This window comes from Bacillus sp. NSP9.1 (assembly GCF_000465465.2).
In the GTDB taxonomy this organism is placed as follows: domain Bacteria; phylum Bacillota; class Bacilli; order Bacillales; family Bacillaceae; genus Bacillus; species Bacillus sonorensis_A.
Genome location: NZ_CP048273.1, coordinates 2,374,872 through 2,391,606 on the forward strand (window position 1 = coordinate 2,374,872; position 16,735 = coordinate 2,391,606).

At 37.8% G+C, this 16,735-nt stretch carries 18 protein-coding genes and 1 pseudogene; 18 read left to right on the top strand and 1 reads right to left on the bottom strand.

The window, feature by feature from the left end; translation table 11 throughout:
• Positions 1 to 75 precede the first annotated feature (75 nt).
• Both M654_RS12365 and M654_RS12370 read left to right on the top strand, forming a co-directional pair.
• Positions 76 to 1,329, top strand: a complete 1,254-nt coding sequence (locus M654_RS12365) for an MFS transporter (RefSeq protein WP_026587199.1) — start codon at positions 76 to 78, stop codon at positions 1,327 to 1,329.
• Between the two features lie 199 nt (positions 1,330 to 1,528).
• Positions 1,529 to 2,659 (top strand): Rap family tetratricopeptide repeat protein, encoded by a 1,131-nt coding sequence (locus M654_RS12370; protein WP_026587200.1) that lies wholly within the window; start codon positions 1,529 to 1,531, stop codon positions 2,657 to 2,659.
• A gap of 852 nt (positions 2,660 to 3,511) precedes the next feature.
• On the opposite strand, the gene M654_RS12375 is transcribed toward M654_RS12370, so the two are convergent.
• Positions 3,512 to 4,117, bottom strand: a complete 606-nt coding sequence (locus tag M654_RS12375; protein ID WP_026587201.1) for a DUF1643 domain-containing protein — start codon at positions 4,115 to 4,117, stop codon at positions 3,512 to 3,514.
• 287 nt (positions 4,118 to 4,404) lie between these two features.
• Here M654_RS12375 and M654_RS12380 point away from each other — a divergent pair, with 287 nt between their 5' ends.
• From M654_RS12380 to M654_RS12435, 16 genes and pseudogenes are all read left to right on the top strand, one after another.
• On the top strand, positions 4,405 to 5,007 hold the full coding sequence (locus tag M654_RS12380) for an SAM-dependent methyltransferase (RefSeq protein ID WP_026587202.1): 603 nt from the start codon (positions 4,405 to 4,407) through the stop codon (positions 5,005 to 5,007).
• 127 nt (positions 5,008 to 5,134) lie between these two features.
• Positions 5,135 to 5,668, top strand: coding sequence for an AAA family ATPase (locus tag M654_RS12385; RefSeq protein WP_026587203.1), 534 nt, complete (start codon positions 5,135 to 5,137; stop codon positions 5,666 to 5,668).
• Positions 5,669 to 5,693: 25 nt separating this feature from the next.
• Positions 5,694 to 6,041, top strand: a complete 348-nt coding sequence (locus M654_RS12390) for a DUF3221 domain-containing protein (RefSeq protein WP_236251264.1) — start codon at positions 5,694 to 5,696, stop codon at positions 6,039 to 6,041.
• A 25-nt stretch (positions 6,042 to 6,066) separates the two neighbouring features.
• On the top strand, positions 6,067 to 6,627 hold the full coding sequence (locus M654_RS12395; protein WP_026587205.1) for a GNAT family N-acetyltransferase: 561 nt from the start codon (positions 6,067 to 6,069) through the stop codon (positions 6,625 to 6,627).
• Between the two features lie 198 nt (positions 6,628 to 6,825).
• Complete coding sequence (locus M654_RS12400) at positions 6,826 to 7,797, top strand: alpha/beta hydrolase (RefSeq protein WP_026587206.1); 972 nt, start codon at positions 6,826 to 6,828, stop codon at positions 7,795 to 7,797.
• 198 nt (positions 7,798 to 7,995) lie between these two features.
• On the top strand, positions 7,996 to 8,676 hold the full coding sequence (locus M654_RS12405; RefSeq protein ID WP_026587207.1) for a hypothetical protein: 681 nt from the start codon (positions 7,996 to 7,998) through the stop codon (positions 8,674 to 8,676).
• 197 nt (positions 8,677 to 8,873) lie between these two features.
• Positions 8,874 to 9,521: a hypothetical protein gene (locus M654_RS12410; RefSeq protein WP_026587208.1), complete on the top strand. Its 648-nt coding sequence runs from the start codon at positions 8,874 to 8,876 to the stop codon at positions 9,519 to 9,521.
• 220 nt (positions 9,522 to 9,741) lie between these two features.
• Positions 9,742 to 9,912 carry a DUF3986 family protein gene (locus M654_RS24395; RefSeq protein WP_442858866.1) on the top strand — a complete coding sequence of 57 codons (171 nt, stop codon included), beginning with the start codon at positions 9,742 to 9,744 and terminating at the stop codon, positions 9,910 to 9,912.
• 809 nt (positions 9,913 to 10,721) lie between these two features.
• The gene (locus M654_RS24130; protein WP_256860393.1) at positions 10,722 to 10,853 is read left to right on the top strand and encodes a hypothetical protein; all 132 of its coding nucleotides are present in this window, start codon (positions 10,722 to 10,724) and stop codon (positions 10,851 to 10,853) included.
• Positions 10,854 to 10,948: 95 nt separating this feature from the next.
• On the top strand, positions 10,949 to 11,440 hold the full coding sequence (locus M654_RS12415) for a Rok-like winged helix domain-containing protein (protein ID WP_026587210.1): 492 nt from the start codon (positions 10,949 to 10,951) through the stop codon (positions 11,438 to 11,440).
• A 365-nt stretch (positions 11,441 to 11,805) separates the two neighbouring features.
• Complete coding sequence (locus tag M654_RS12420) at positions 11,806 to 12,141, top strand: hypothetical protein (RefSeq protein WP_026587211.1); 336 nt, start codon at positions 11,806 to 11,808, stop codon at positions 12,139 to 12,141.
• Positions 12,142 to 12,776: 635 nt separating this feature from the next.
• Complete coding sequence (locus M654_RS12425; protein ID WP_026587213.1) at positions 12,777 to 13,211, top strand: dUTP diphosphatase; 435 nt, start codon at positions 12,777 to 12,779, stop codon at positions 13,209 to 13,211.
• Positions 13,212 to 13,663: 452 nt separating this feature from the next.
• Positions 13,664 to 13,747: pseudogene (locus M654_RS24210) on the top strand (hypothetical protein); the annotation flags it as partial.
• A gap of 64 nt (positions 13,748 to 13,811) precedes the next feature.
• Entirely contained in the window at positions 13,812 to 13,979 is a 168-nt protein-coding gene (locus M654_RS23585; RefSeq protein ID WP_201278475.1) for a hypothetical protein, read from the top strand.
• A 237-nt stretch (positions 13,980 to 14,216) separates the two neighbouring features.
• A complete protein-coding gene (locus M654_RS23925) occupies positions 14,217 to 14,864 on the top strand; it encodes a hypothetical protein (protein WP_236251127.1) in 648 nt (215 codons plus the stop codon).
• Positions 14,865 to 15,080: 216 nt separating this feature from the next.
• A complete protein-coding gene (locus tag M654_RS12435; protein ID WP_035428324.1) occupies positions 15,081 to 16,496 on the top strand; it encodes a flavin monoamine oxidase family protein in 1,416 nt (471 codons plus the stop codon).
• Positions 16,497 to 16,735 lie beyond the last annotated feature (239 nt).

The window sequence follows — 16,735 nt, forward strand, 5'->3', positions numbered from 1 at the left end:
ACATAAACGAAAAATAGAATATGCTTAATGAATAGACACTGTAAAATTGAGGAATTTTTGTAAGGGGGAACTTAAATGAATAATGATACAGTGTGGCAAAGAAATTTCACCTTTCTTTTTTGCTCTAAGATGGTGAAGATAACGGCCGATTCTTTGGCATTTAACACAATCCTGTGGTTTCTTATTTTGGATGGAAAAGGGGCTGTTGGAACAGCCTTTTTAATAGCTGTAAGTTTTCTTCCTCAGGCTATATTGGGGCCAATCATTACTCCTTTGATGAAAACAAGTACATTGAAGTTTTGGATGTTCTTTTCAGACTTAACGAGGGCATTAATCATGTTAATTATTCCAATTTGCTACTTCAATGGCTTTTCACCTTTGCCGTTTATTATTTTGCTTATGCTTGTGCATTCTGCTACAGGGGCTTCATATGATCCTGCTTCTGTTTCTTTAATTCCGAAAATTGTGAAGCAGGAAATGATTCAAAAGGCGAATGCGACAATACAATCTGTAGGCCAAGCAATCAAATTAGGAGCGGTTTCACTCTGTGGTGTTTTAATTGTATTGATTGGTGCAGCTCATACAATGCTGCTGATATTACCTCTCTATGTAATATCAGCTATTTTAGTCTTATTCATAAAGTATAGTGTGAGTGAGGTGAGAAATGCGAAAGCAGCCAAACCACGAGAGCCATATTTAAAGAAGTTAAGAAGGGGATTCATGCTTGTAAGGCGTCATCATATATTGTTTCCATTAGCCATTTTTTGTGTGTTTTTAAACTTAGGATCTGCACCATGGGAGGCGCTTGCAGCAGTCTACATAGCCGAGGATTTAAACCAGGGGGCAATTATTCATTCTATAGTGAGGGTTTTAACCACAGGCGGGGCTTTTTTGATGGGCTTTATTTTGACTAGAGTGAAAGTAAATCGTTATGGGTTGTTGTTTGTTGCTGCTGGCATTGTAGAAGGAACAGCTTTCTTCATTACAGGTATGAATTCACTTTTACTGTTGGTGTTTGTTGCAGCCTTTGTCTTAGGAGCAACGATTAGCGCAATAAATGTCCCAGAGCATACGATCATACAAATATCGGTTGATGATGAGGACCAGCCCCAGGTCTATGCTGTTATCAGTATGATTTCATATGTAATGATTCCTATTGGTGCTTTAATGGCTGGGTATGCTGCGACTGTTTTTGGGGCAGGAAAAGTCATCGCTTTTGGAGGGATAGTCGAAATACTTGCAGGACTCGGTATCTTAGCTTTCACAAAACTCGGAAAATCTCAACGATCAGATTTATCAAAGGCCAAAGAAGATAGCTTAGAGCTGTAACAATATGAGTGTGTCACATTTACATTCTAAATATTCAGACTATTTGATATAATAGATTATATTCTGTCATTTGTGGGAATTTTTCAATGTTTAGCGAAGATAATGTCAATTTTGCTTGTCAAAGAGAAACTTTAGTGTGGAAGAGATAAGATATCCACTTAATTGGCTTTGCCTTAGCTTAATGAGAGGGGTTTAAGTAATGTCTACTGAAAGTGTGATTCCGTATGATCTAGTGGCAACGAAGATGAACTATTGGTATAACTGTATAAAGAATAATAGGAGAACTGCGGCTGAGAAGGCGAAAGCTGAAGTTAAGCAAGAAATAAAAATAATGGAAGAAAATCAAGATGTTCTTGTTTATTTTTCGTTATTAGAGTTCCGTCATCAGCTTATGTTGGAAGAGTTTTATCCAAATACTCGCGAAAAAATTATGCTGCAATACGAAAAGTTGAAGGAAACACGGGGGAGTCAAGACCTCAATGGAATGCTTGAATATTATTATCATTTTTTTATGGGGATGTACTACTTCAGACAAAAAGAGCTTATATTCTCATTGAATTGTTACAGAAAGGCAGAACTAGAAATAGAATCGATTGATTGTGAGGAAGCAGAGAGAGCTGAATTTTATTTTAAAATGGCTGAAGTTTATTATCACATGAAACAAACATACTTCTCGATGAATTATGCTAAACGTGCTTATGCCATATATCGAAATCAACCCGCCTATGGCAACAAACGTGTACATTGCCAGCTTGTTATCACAGGTAATTGGCTTGACAACATGCAAACTGCAAAGGCATTGAAACATGCAAATCAAGCGTTAGAAGATGCTGAGAAATTTGGCGAAAGTTATTTGATAAGAAAAGCACTTTTTAACATCGGCCTATGTTATACTCATCTTGAAGAACTTGACAAAGCATCCGATTTTTATTTAAAAGCACTTCATATAACTGAACCAAAAAACCCTACTTTTGAAGCAAAGACATTATGTGTTTTAGCATTTGTGAAAGCAAAGTCAAACGATTTAAAATCGTCAAGAGTTTTTTATAAAAAATCATTGGAAATCGCCAAGAAAAACAACATAAGGGACACTTTTGAAACACTGAAGATAATTAAGGGAGTATATCTAAAAGATGATTTGGAAATTGTAAGGGATGCTTTTAAGTTCTTCGAGGAAAAAAAGATGTATCCCGATATGGAGTGGTATGGAATTGCTATTGGTGACTCGTTGAGCCAAAGAGGAGAAATCTTGGCTGCTAATGAATTTTATCGCAAGGCAATTGAAGCACGAAAACAAATTCAAAGGGGAGAGATTCTAGATGAAAGCTAAACTTTTAATTTGTGGAATTTTAGTGTTGGGACTTACAGGAGTAGCTAGTGTTTCTTTTCTGCATCAGGAACATGACAGCTATAATGTTGCTATTAGAGCAGAAACTTGATCATTATGATAATCAAGCGCAGCTAATTTAAAATGGGAATTGATAAATGAAGGTATTACCATTGAATATAGATCTACCATTTCAAGTGTTTACTAAAGAGGTAGGTCTATTTTTTATTGAGATGTAGGGCATATGCTATTACCCTTCCCCCAGCTAAGGTGTTAGCAAAATAAGCAAAGATATATTCAATGTCTTTTCACTGTTTCCCGTAAAAAGTTTCAGGTTCACCTAAAAATGACATTTCAGGATTAGACTTTAAATAAGCAGGGGGAAGAAAGACAACTATTCCACGGTTTTTATTTACTGAATAATTTAGGGTTAATTCATTTTCGGGATGTAGGTTTGCAGCAGTGGTTACAAAAACAATATTCCAAGCTTATTCTTTTAAAAAGACCCCAGGCTCTCGCGAGGGCAAGTCATTTTTACATAACCTAAAAGGAAGCATCGTTTGAAGAAGAAAAATGGTATGTATTTGTTGGAGAAGTAACTACAAAAGCGTATGATCTCACGTTGAAAAACAAACTGTCTTTACCTGATTCTCCACTTAAAAAAAGAAAAGGCCACATAAAATCACCTGATTTTACAACAGTTGTTAAAGGCGTGGGGGAACTAATTGATGAGAAATTTGAAAGTAAACAATTTTATCTACATGTAGAGTTAAGTACAGTTGCACGATGATATGATTGTTACTGAGCTTGGCTGGCCTAAAGGGGATACCCGTTCTTTCCCCTTTGATGAAAAAATTAAGTGGATAAAGGGTATAACTCAAGATTTACAAGCCTATTTTTAGATGGATGTCGTGGGAAGCGGGTTAATGTTAAAAGATTTTCATGCTGAGTTTTAATGGCATAAATCTGATCTTGTTCTATTTCTTGAAGAAGAGCAATGCAATCCTCGCATTGTTTCCTATATGCTTGTTTATTGAATTTTTTTGGGTATTCACCCCAAGCTAATATGACTTTTTTGGCACCTTTAGCTAGCGATCTTATAATCTGGAGATTGTTTTCCGTTGCTTGCCTAAATAAATCACTATTCTCATTTTGTAAATAGCTAATCAAAGATGATAACAGTTTAGAATCTGTTTCATAAAAAGGATAAAGGTTAACGACATGTATAGCACCCACTTCATTCAATGAGTGACTAAACTTGCACAGCTTTCCTATAGTCAAGTCAGAGATTTTCTTGTCTGCCTTACTTGGGTTTAACATGATAAAAACATAGGATGAGTCTAAACTGTTATTTAATTTGATTGATAAGCAGTACCTAGCTTCAATTGAAGCTGTTAACCTTTCTGTTTTGCATTCTACGACTTCTTTCACAAAATTAGGATTATATTTATAAACAGGCAAAAGAGATCATTCCTTCCCGGTTCATGACTGAGAATATTTTACCAAACGATGGATAAGAAAGGAAGGGAATCAATGTGTTTTTCGGGGGCAGCTCTAAGACAACATTTAAAAAAGTACTATCCGAGGCAAATCAGATTTGACCTGAATGGTTTGATAAAACATCTGCTTATACGTTGAAGTATCTAGGGGCTTGAAATAAATTGTTAAGCGTGAACCGTTAGCTGCCTAAACTGATGTAGGTGAAATGTTCATGTGGAACCATCTTTAGAAAAGGGAGAGCTGTGATCATGAATTCTTTTTGGAATACCCGTTTTCAAGATGAGAACTATGTGTATGGAACTGAACCGAATGCGTTTTTAGCCGACTCGCAGAAGAAACTTCAATTAACGGGAGACGCATTGGCGATTGCGGAAGGGGAAGGGCGCAATGCCGTTTTTTTGGCCGAACAAGGAATGAATGTCACTTCATGGGATTATGCGGAATCCGGATTGAGAAAAACTGAAAAGCTTGCCGAATCCCGAAACGTAGCAGTTCATACTGAGCTTGTTGACTTAAATGAAGCGACATGGATAAAAGATCAGTGGGACGAGATCGTATGTATTTTCGGGCATTTTCCAAAAGAATTACGACATCAAACACTTTTAGGAGTGAAAGAAGCGGTGAAACCGGGCGGGTTTTTTGTTACAGAGGTTTATTCCACTCACCAAATTCCGTATAAAAGCGGAGGACCGCAGGATTTGGAACTTTTATATTCTCCGGAAGAATTTTTACAAATTTTCTCTGATTGGCGTATTGTTCACTTTTTCATGGGGGAAGTGGTTCGTCATGAAGGGGAATTCCATCATGGCTTGTCTCATGTTATTCAATTTATCGGACAAAAAAGAGGGTAGAGTTACGCTTTTTATCGGCCGGTTCGTTTCACGCTTTCGTGTGAAATGCCGGCTTTTTTCTGATTATTCGGGAGGATCATGATCACTTGTGCCGAAATGAAAAAGCATATATAAAGCAGGTGGAACGATGAAAAAAATGTATATCATATCCGGGCCGGCAGGGGCAGGTAAATCCACGATTTCAAAGAGGCTTGCTGAACAGTTTGACGGGAGCGCTTATATTGAAGGAGACCTCATCAGTGATATGGTGATCAGCGGCTACCGTCCGCCCTGGGAAAGCGAAGAATCATTGGCATTAACTTGGGAAAATATCGCTGATGTCAGCATTAATTTTATACAGGCCAATAAGACAACTGTAATTGATTATGTCGCTTTTCCGGAGGAAGTGGAAACCCTTTCTGAAAAGGTTTATGGCGCGGTGAAGGATGCTGACATTTTTTATGTTGTTTTATGGGTTGAAAAAGATGAATTGTTGCGGAGAGACGCTTTAAGAATGAAAGAATACCAGATGGGAGCAAGATGTTTGGCATTAGCGGATGAGTTCAAACGTAAAGGAATAGATGAACGTTTTCTTTATGATATAACCAACATAGGTATCCCCGACATTCTTTCCAACATAAAAGAAAATCCCCGATTCAAATACGTGAAAACGAATTTTTAGGAAAGGGGACGATGTATTGCAAAAAGTGTTGTGGCTTGTTTCGCTTTTGGCTGTTTTAGCTGGGGGCGGCTGTCAAGCAAATGAAGAGATGCCTGCTTCAGAGAATGGACAAAGTAGTGTAGGGTACATTTTCTTCAAGAAGGAGGATAGTGCAATCTTTATTGAGAGTCAACAAAAACCAAATGATGAGGATTACAAACTAACAGAAAGAGAGATCATAAAAAAATACCGGAACAAAGTGATTTTGTTAGGGCTCAGCAAACTAAAAAACAAAGAAGAGCTGAAACAGAGACAGAAAGTAAAAGTATGGTTCAACCATTTGAAAGAATCAAACCCTCCTCAAGCAACGATTGATAGATTTGAAAAAAGGTAAAGTACTAACAAAGGAGTGAGCCTGAGTGCATAACATCGAGATAAGAAGACCGCGACTCGAGGACCAAAACGAGCTTAATCAATTTTTTAGAACAGTGGTTACAGATACATTTGCCAAAGAAGGTCTGTCAGAGCTCATTCAGGATATCGAAAGTGAAATCGAAAATAAAAAGCAGTACTTGCAAAGTGACTTGAACACGAGCGGGGAGGGACGCTATTTTTTGATCGCTTCAGATAAAAATGGCAATCAAGTGATCGGAACAATTGAATTTGGACCTGCAAGTGAATTGATTCGTCATACAGATCGAGCGCTGCAAGAGCAGTATGAGGTCGGTACTGTATTTGTCCATCCGGATGTCCAAAATCGCGGGGTAGGGACGTTGCTTTTAAACGCAATGCTTCTCACCCTGCTGAGCAGAGGAATCGAGGAATTTTGTTTGGACAGCGGCTATCAGAGCGCTCAGAAGATATGGAAAAAGAAATTTGGTGAACCGGATTATTTGTTGAAAGATTATTGGGGAAAAGGGGCTGACCATATGATTTGGAGGATATGTACGGATGATGTGCCGATTCAATTTTGCAGATGATCATGTGGTGATATCTGCTGCAGCATTAGCGTGGCTTGAATTTCTATAGATCAGCAGAAAATGAGATACGGTGATGAAGAAGACAGTCAGAATGGGCTGTCTTTTTAGTTGATTGCCCTTATCCGCCAATCCATTTCCGTTAAGTGATAAAATAAAAGGGTTTGATCAGACTCATTTCAAAGTTCGGGAGGGCATAACGTGTTTTTTCCAAAGATGATAGATCGTTTGGCCTTATATGATTTACACAGAAAAAGAAGCAAGAATAAACATTTTTCTGCTTTTTCGTTGGATACAACGGCTAGAGATCTATTCTATAAATCAAATATAGCTGATGTCTCAATTAGACTGAATGAATCAAGAAAACATTATAGGATTGGGACATTCAGCTATCAATCCTTAATTCCATCCGGCGATCGCGTCAATGATACGTTAAAAGGGGAGGTTTTTTTTAACAAAAATTATACAGATAAACCGAATGTTATTTTTGTCCACGGCTGGCGAATGGATTCATACGATCGAATCAAAAAGATATTTCATCACCGCGTCATGAATGATTTAGGATGGAACATGTACTACTTTCCCCTTCCATATCACATTGAAAGAGAGCCGGATTATTCACTTTATAGTGGAGAATTGATGATCAGTGCGAATCTTGATCGTACAGTTGAATCAACGAGACAAGCTGTTGTAGATTTACGTGGATTAATACACTGGATAAAAGAAAATAAAACCGGCCCAGTTGTTATCGTGGGCGTGAGTTTAGGGGGATGGATTACGAATCTAATGGCTGCCCTTGAATCTCAAATTGATGTAATGGTATCAATATTTTATGCCAACCGCCTTTCCTATTCGATATGGAATACAATTCCGGGTCAATTCATAAGAGAAGAATTAGAACAGCATGGTGTGACTTATAAAGATGTAGTAAGATACTGGAACATCACCGATCCTAGCCAAGCCACACCGAAAATAAACAAAGAAAACATTCTGCTGATTTCCGCTAAACATGATCAGTATATTCACTTAGAAGATGCAGATGATTTGTGGGAAAGTTGGGGGAAACCCGAAAGATATCTCTACAATTGCGGCCATGCCGGGATTGTTCTTTGTCGCAGAAAGCTGGCTTTAGATACGCTTTCTTTCATCCGACAAAAATTAATTCTTAGATGAAATATAAACGCAACCCCCACAAAAAGTGGGGTCTCTTCAATTTTTCACCTGGTTCTCTTCCGGCTTCAACTCTTCGCTTCTGAGTTGCAGAATCTTTTACTGTTACCATGATAATCTAGGGGGATACACTCTTTTGCGTTTGTTCCTTGACATGAAATACCAGTATGATATTTTATGATAGATGAAAGGAATGGTTGGATGAAGAAACGAACAAAGATTTTTTATTGTAATGCTGCTCTGGCTCTGCTGGTGCTCGCAGGATGTACAGGCGGTACGAAAGAAGCAAAAACAGCTCATTCAAATAATGACTCTGTTTTAGAATCTCAAGAAGCACCCAGCGAAAAACAAGACAGCAATTCAACAGACAAGAAGGAAAATGAATCGGTGGCCAAAAAGGGATCAGAAGAATCTGCAATAGACGATTCAAAGGACAAAGAAACAAAAACCAGAGAGACAAAACATCCATCTAAAAGTGAAAAAGACGATGCATTATCTGGATATTCTGCTGAGGAAATCGAATACGCTAGAGTTTGGTTGCAACTTGGACCAAATCAAGAGCTAGATGAATTGAATGTTCGACATATTTCGGCTGGCGAACCAATCAATCCTAATGATGACACCAGTGCTAGATATCCAGAAGATGTTATCCAATTAGCGGGTTCTCGATTAGTAGATGGATCAGTAACTTACAGTGGAAACGGGGATGGCACGATTAAGGTATACAATGTTCCTTTACGTTGGGATCGTTCTGCTGATGTAGATAAAAACTTCATGCACGAATACACAAAAGGAATAATTGAAAATAAAAAGCTTGTTCACGTAGACCCCGGCGATGATGTAAAAGTGATAAAGCTCATTGATATTATGAATATTCATTAATCAGATTGATTTTTTGCGTTTCCCCAAAGTTACATTTATTGAACTGCTATACCGTTTTTATTTGTAAAACAATCTTAGCCCTCGGATGTGCATCCATTTACCAAAAAACGATAGAAACACACATTAAACAGAAATACCGGTAAAAATGTGCAAAAAATATAGTATAATGGTTAAATGTAATGCCGAGGAGGAAAGTCATGAAAGCATTAGTGAAGTATTTAATTATTTTAGGGATCATTGGAGCAGTGACGGTAGGATTTATCGTTTTTAATGGAATACATAACAATGATCACGAGGAAATAAATCATGATGTAAAACGAGAAATGATTAAAGAGTTACATACGAATAAGAGAAGTATTGCTTCAGAAGAATCGGAAGACACGAAAAAACGTGATGAAAAGAATTTTACGCTGGCACAATTTGAACAACGATTCAATGACGAAGCGAAAAAGCTGGAAGTAAGTTCTGAAAACATACGTTTAAAGGTCCAGGAAGGAAAAAAGAAAGAGTTAGCAGTCTATCACTTTAATCATAACCTTGCATTAACTGCAGTCATTGACAAAAAATCAAACAAAGTGATCAATGTAGTGCTGTTTAGAAGTGGTGAGATAGAGGCGGAAGGATTAACGGAATTTTATAAAAATGCTGCCGTCATAATGAATACTTTTCATCCAGAGATGACAAAAAAAGATAGAGGAAAACTATTGTTTGATGACTTAGAAGCCAATCAAGTAATAACACATGATGATTTCAGCAGAGAAAAGCGTTATGCTGGTTTTCATTATACCGTCGAGTATTCAAAAGAAAAATTACTTTTGTTGTTCGCTGTAACAATTCCACAGTGAGTATAGCCGGAAATCATTTTATTTTCAGCATAACGGACAAAGTAAAGGCAGCTCCTTTCTAGATTAGTGGAAAATAAACAAAAATTTAATGATTTTTAGCATTGGAACAGGGGTTGTCTTAGTCTGCAAATTCATGTCTTGTATGATTTGAAAGGAGAGAATTCAATCCCTCAACAAAACACCGTCTAAACAATTTTTCTCTCCTTTCAAGATCATCACGATCCTCACCACAAATGTAACTCAATGTTCCGTAAAGCGACTAGATGTTGGTGTTTGGGACGTTTATTTTACATTTCAGGGATCATTCTCTGTAAGCCAATTTGAGGTTTTAAAAATCGTTTCATTCGGTTGTATGATGCTCTCAATATTAATAAGTGATGATTTAATATAGATGAGGTAAATCAGTTTATCAAAGCTCTTTAATTTATCTTTACGGCAAAATGATATTAAACGTATATAAATCCCGCCCGGCATGAGGGAGTGTAGTTTTCAGTGAGGGATTATATACTGGCATCCTCCATGGCTTTTTGTCTCCGGCTTTTCTTTTCCAAGTTTCCTTCAGACACCTCAATATCATTTAAGTAACTGTTCCAAAGATTAAAAAGCACCCATTCTTCATTTTGGTTCAATCCTAAAAATGCCCTTCAAATGAACGTTTTCCGTCCTCTTCAGGCTTTAATCGTTCTGTTATTCATCCGTATTGTTAAGCCCGGAAAGGAAGTCGTATTATTAACACTATTTTGTGGAAACCGTTTCCCAATTCAATTACACAGTAATCTGGTGTACCGCTAATGTTTAACGGCTCCCTGGCATCCAAAATAAAGGAGATAAGGCTTAATTACGACATAAAGAAAAATAAGAAAAAATTAGCATTTCAATCATTTGTATACCTGGATAAAATGCCACATGGAAAATGAAAGAAGGGGTTTTTGATCGATATTTTAACTATTTTAAAAATCGTGATCGGAATTATTATTTTGATATCGGCGTTTTTTATCATAAGGCGGTATCAAAAAGATCGAACGGCTGAGTATGATAAAGCGGACACCTTTTTGTTAATTTTAGTAGCATTTGAGCTAGTGATACTTCCAATTTGGGGATATTTGTTATATGAATAAAAGGGGAGATTGAGTGAATTGAGAAAAATAGAAAACAATTTATTTAAACCATTTATTTTTATCTTAACTATCCTTAAGTACAATGGGTTTAGCAAAAGCTCAAGCCGTTGAATTTTCTGCTGATGAATTAACAGAAATCAATAAGATTGCAGAGATATTAGAATTTTACTTTGATGAAGTTGGGGAAGTGGATGCTGCTGCAAGCACTTTGTAAACCTGTTTTTGCTTCAAATAACTTATAAATCAATTGTGAAAGTTAAAAAAGTCCTATAAACTATAATTAAACAATTGATTTAGGAGCTGGGGCTTATGTTCAATGAAAGAGAAGCTTTACGTTTGAGACTTGAGCAGCTTAATGATAAAGAGATTCATGTCATGCGGGAACTTCGAGAAGAACGAGAGAGTATTTATATTAAGCTCCGCGAGTTGGATAGAGGAAATCAGCTTCCTAAGGCTGACAAAAACTCTTCATTGATTGAACTGGCAAGTGCGGCGGCCCAAGAGTTGAAACAATCCAAAAATCTGTCTCAACATTCTTTTTCTGATGACGGCACATCCCCGTTGGACTCAGAAGCCGAAGAACGTCATAGGTCTAAAACATCAATTCAGCGGGAAGCAGCATTGAAAATATTGAATGAGCATAAAGACGGTATAAGAGGGACAAGCCTTCGTACGGAAATTGAAAAAGAAACGGGTTTCCCGGTTAGGAATATGACGACTTTCATGAATGGCTTGATGAAGCATTATCCTGAAATCGAAAAACCAGAGCGCGGTCGTTATCTCCTTAAGTCCTTTCAATAGGACTTTTTTGTTGTGCTTGTTTTATGAAGCTGATTTGATCCTTGAAGCCGATTATACAGACTGCTACACAGGAAAGATTTTTCGGATAGGGGTCTGAGCAGGAATAAACGACCTTTAGAGCTTATGTTATTACAGCTGGAAAATTCAAAAAGGTGAAATTTCTCGCCATTGAAAATGCACTTAGTGTGGATGAATTGTTCTACAATTATAATCAGAGCTGTGGAGTGTTTGCTTTCATTTAACTAAGCCAGTCTTTTATAAAAAATTCTCAGTTGAATCAGGATTTAGCTTAAGGAAGGATAATGAGAACCTTGAATACAAGATTTAAACGTTTATTAAGACTGCGTCATTTTGAATTCTTTCAGGTGGTATCTGCGGAGAATGACTACATAGCCCATCTTTTAATACACGATGACCAAACAGATCAAGATTGTATCGATGTTTATTTGATTTATACTCAGGAACTAGATGATGATTCTTATCAGGATGTTGTTAGCTTTAATGATGATCTTTTAGGTATGAAGTATAAGCGTACTCACTACATGAATTTGTTAAAAGTTGAGGAAGAATTTGATTTTGATTTTCCTTTTGATATGCTTGCTATTCGTCATTATGTTCAGGAAATTTTAAATATATTAGGAATTAATGAAACGCTCCCTAATATGAAAGAAAGCAATTTTGATAAACTGTCTCAAGATTGATAACCCTTGCAAAGGCAGCTCAGTCACATTACCAAAAACAATGAAAGAGAATTGATCCTAAATGAAATCGCGATTAGAAAAGAAAAAGCAAGAAAATCTGATAGTGAAGCTTTTCAAAACCTTAAAAAAAATAATATATGCAATTGTCTCAATGATTTTCGCTATATTAATTTTGGGAGTGCTATTCCTGCCTGGAGCCGGGAAAGATAAAGAGGAAGATGAACTTCACAGCCATAAATATTATAACAGCAGTCACAAGAATTATCATTCGAACCAAAAATCATATCGGAAAAGAAGCAGTAGCAGCCAAAAATCATATCGAAAGAGCAGTCACCATCACTAAGGGGTTTCCCATACATACTTTTAAGGAATGAGCTGACATTGTTATGGCAGTGGTTCTTAGAATAAGAGCGGATGAAATAAATGCACCTAGCGATTGCTCGCTTTGGATAAAGGAGGAAACTCACGTAAAACGAGTGCAGTACCGGATTTAAACCAGACAGAATTGAGACATGGTATGACAAGAGTGAAGTTCAGAACGGGTGACTGACTTTCAAAGCTTCAGCTGTTATACTTTCAATAGGTTTGAGTATATCATGAAGGAATGACAATAAAGAAAAAAGGAGCCAGCACATATGCCACTGCAAATTAAAATCAAATATTTAGATCAAACACAAACACGCATCTCAAAAATTGAACAAGGGGATTGGATTGATTTGCGAGCTGCCGAAGATGTGTCCATTCAAAAAGGGGAGTTTAAATTGATTCCACTCGGTGTAGCGATGGAATTACCTGAAGATTATGAAGCCCATGTAGTTCCTCGTTCAAGTACATATAAACATTTCGGAATCATTCAGACAAATTCAATGGGTGTGATTGATGAATCATACAAAGGGGATGATGATTTCTGGTTCTTCCCGGCTTATGCGCTCAGAGACACTGAAATCAAGAAAGGCGACCGCATTTGCCAGTTCAGAATCATGAAGAAGATGCCTGCAGTTGAACTGGTCGAGGTTGATCATCTAGGAAATGAGAATCGTGGCGGCCATGGTTCTACAGGGACTAAATAAAAGAGCAAGCCTTGGCTGTCTTCATCATGATGTACAGTCAAGGTATTATTTGAACACCCTCCTCGAATTTCTGAATTCTTCCAACAAAAGTCTTTTTTAATGCCCCTATAGTAAATCTGTGTTCTCACTGAAGAAGCCTAATTTCGTTTGAGTGGATGGAGGATTTCATTTGTAGCCAATGCAGCACACACAGTGTGATTGGCATCGGTGAGAAACAGGCATTCTCTATAAAATCACTTGATTCTGTAGATTTCTATATTTTTAACCCAATTAGTTCTATAAATTGTTGAAGGAGCAAAGGAATAAGTCCATTATTGAAGTATTTTTTTTTATAAGTGGAATAAGGAAACATCTGCACAAACGAGGGAGTTTCCCATTTTCCAGCGTCTGCTTTTGATGAAGTATGTCAGAAGAAAATTTGAGTAAAGGCCTGCTTATTCACAAAAGATGAAAAACATTATACAAAAGAAGTCATCATTGTCGTGACATTGATTGTGTTGTTTATTTATTTCTTTTACACGCTGCAAGGGTTTTAGCAGGAGAAGAGATAAATGTACTTTCTGGAGCGGCATTATCGCAAAAAGAAGGGGGAGTTATGTCATGAAAATGAATGAGAAAAAGAAAGCGATACAAGAAAAATATAGAGAGGAAATGAAAAGACAGAGACGGGGAAAGGAAGATGAGAAAACATATACAATAGAAGTAGTGATCATAGTGGGCATCATCGTGCTGGCGATTGTTTTAAATTTAGCGATCAAGGAATTTTAGCATAACACACCCGTGCCTCTTTTGCGTCAGAAAAATAACAGCTTAAATAATCACCTTTTGAGGCTGAAAAATCTATTTTAGACATAAGACCCGACCCGCTATTGTCGGGTCTTTGTTTGAAAACATTAGCAATCATCAAATATATAAAGAGATGGCCGATATTATACATATAAGGTGACAGTAAGTGTAGATCACTCGCTTTTATGGGATGATTCGTACTGAGAGGGGCGTTTGATGGTGTTAGAAAAGAAAAACAGGAAAAAGATTATAATTGGAGCTGTTGCAGCAGTCGGTGTTGTTGGGGCATCATACAGCTGGGGATCTGCCAATGCTTCAACAGAACTAGGCAAAGAAAAAGTGAAATACGAAGAAATGACTGATAAGGTTTCTAAAAAGAAAAAAGAATTGGATCTATTGGATAAAAAATTAAGAGAGACTGCTGCCAAATTAGATGAAAAATCAAAGGCGTATCAAGATGCGAAAAAAATGATTGCACAAAGAGACGATGCCCAGAATGAAAAAGAAGAGCTAACCAATGAAATTAGCACCAAGAAAGAAGAATTAAAAGAGGTTAAAAACGAAATCAATGATAAAAACAAAGAATTGTCTTCAGTAACAGGACAGATTCAAGAAAAGAAAGAAGCTCCTAAAGTGTTTTCGGCCGGCCAATATATTGTTGGCCAAGACTTTCCTGAGGGTAGATACAAAGCGGTGCCTGTTGGGCAGGGAAGCAACTTCTTTATTTACGGAAGTGACGGCAGTGCAACTGTCAATACGATTCTGGGCTCCAGTGCAGATGGAAATGAACCTGAGTATGTCTTCTATACTTCAGAAGGGGATATCATGAGGACCGAAGCCCAGGTTAAGCTTATACCTGTAAAATGATTTCTGTAAACGACTCTTTACAGCTTGTCGGCTTTATTGACAAGCTTTTTAGTAGTAAATTTTGAAGTGCCCGTCAAACGTACGAATGCTTTGTAAATTTGAAAGGCTGCAAAATATCCATGAGATGGTGATAGGCGTCCTTTTTAATGAATATAATGCAATAAATCATTAAAGAGGGTGCCTGAACAATTGAATTCCCAATTAAAGAGCGAAGACATGATGACGATCATTAAACATGGGCTTAAAACATCGCAGCATCCCAAGCATATTCTAATTGTAGGAGCCGGTTTGTCCGGGCTCGTTGCGGCATCTTTATTGAAAGATGCCGGGCATAAAGTGACGATTCTGGAAGCGAATGATAGAGTGGGCGGGCGCGTTTTCACTTTGCGGTCTCCCTTTAGCAATGGGTTATTTTTCAATACCGGACCAATGCGCATTCCGGACACCCATTCTTTAACTTTAGAATATATTAAAAAATTTAATCTGCCTATAAATGTATTTATAAACCGAACGGATCAGGATATCATTTATGCAAATGGCATCACAACACGGCTGCACTTGTTCGAAAAAAATCCGCAAATTTTGTGTTACCCGGTTGCCCCACATGAACAGGGAAAAACGGCTGAAGAGCTGATGCTCAATGTTTTGCAGCCGATCCTCAACTTTATAGAGCAGAACCCGGAGAGAAATTGGCGGATTGTAGAGCAGAAATACAGGTTTCATTCGTTAGGCTCTTTCTTAAGCGCTTATTATTCAGCGGGTGCGATCGACATGATTGGCGTACTTCTGGATATGGAAGCGTATATGGGGATATCCCTTATTGAAGTCTTGAGGGAATCAATTTTTTTTACATCACCGGCTAGGTTCTATGAGATAACCGGCGGCATGGACCGGCTGCCGCATGCATTTCTTCCGCAATTAAAAGATCATATTCTGTTTCAGCAAAAAATGGTGGAGATTTCCCAAAAGCAAAACAGTGTAACGATCCACTGCATTCATCAGCAATCAGCAGAACATGTAGCGCTGACAGGCGACCTCGCTATCGTAACCATTCCTTTTTCAGCCATGCGATTTGTAAAGGTTGAACCGTTCCATTCTTTTTCCTATTACAAGCGAAGGGCAATCCGTGAACTCAACTATATAGCCGCAACCAAAATCGGTATCGAGTTTAAAAGCCGGTTTTGGGAAAAAGTTGGACAGCTTGGCGGCAAATCGATAACCGACCTGCCGATTCGATTTTCGTACTATCCAAGCTACGGAATTGGCTCGGCTGGACCTGCTCTCATGTTAGCGAGCTATACATGGGCGGATGAGGCGCTGACATGGGACAGTCAGCCTGAAGGAGAGAGAATCCGCTATACGTTAAGGAATTTAGCAGAAATCTACGGAAATATCGTCTATTCTGAATTTGTCTCAGGCGCTTCTTTCAGCTGGAGTCAGAACCCCTATTCTGTCGGGGGATTCACCGCTTTTGAACCCGGACAGGAAATCGAACTGTATCCTTATATTCCAACCCCTGAGGGAAGAGTCCATTTCGCCGGAGAACACACCTCACTGACACACGGCTGGATGCAAGGAGCGATTGAGTCGGGGGTACGCGTGGCGTATGAAGTGAATCATTTAACGAAATGAGACGCCTGAGGCCATATTCTGTCTCTTGGAAAGTGCATACTTTCGACAGCGGGGATTCAACTTCAGAAAGCTTGCGTATCAAGTTTTTTAAAAAACTCTTTCTGTATTCTTTTCCTTTCAACTTCCTCCAATTAAGCAATTATACTTGTATAAAATTTGCATTTTTGGTTCTGGATATCCCAAAGATATGGTAAGATAAAATAAATTTACACGAAAATAAGCGGGAAGGAGTTTTTGTT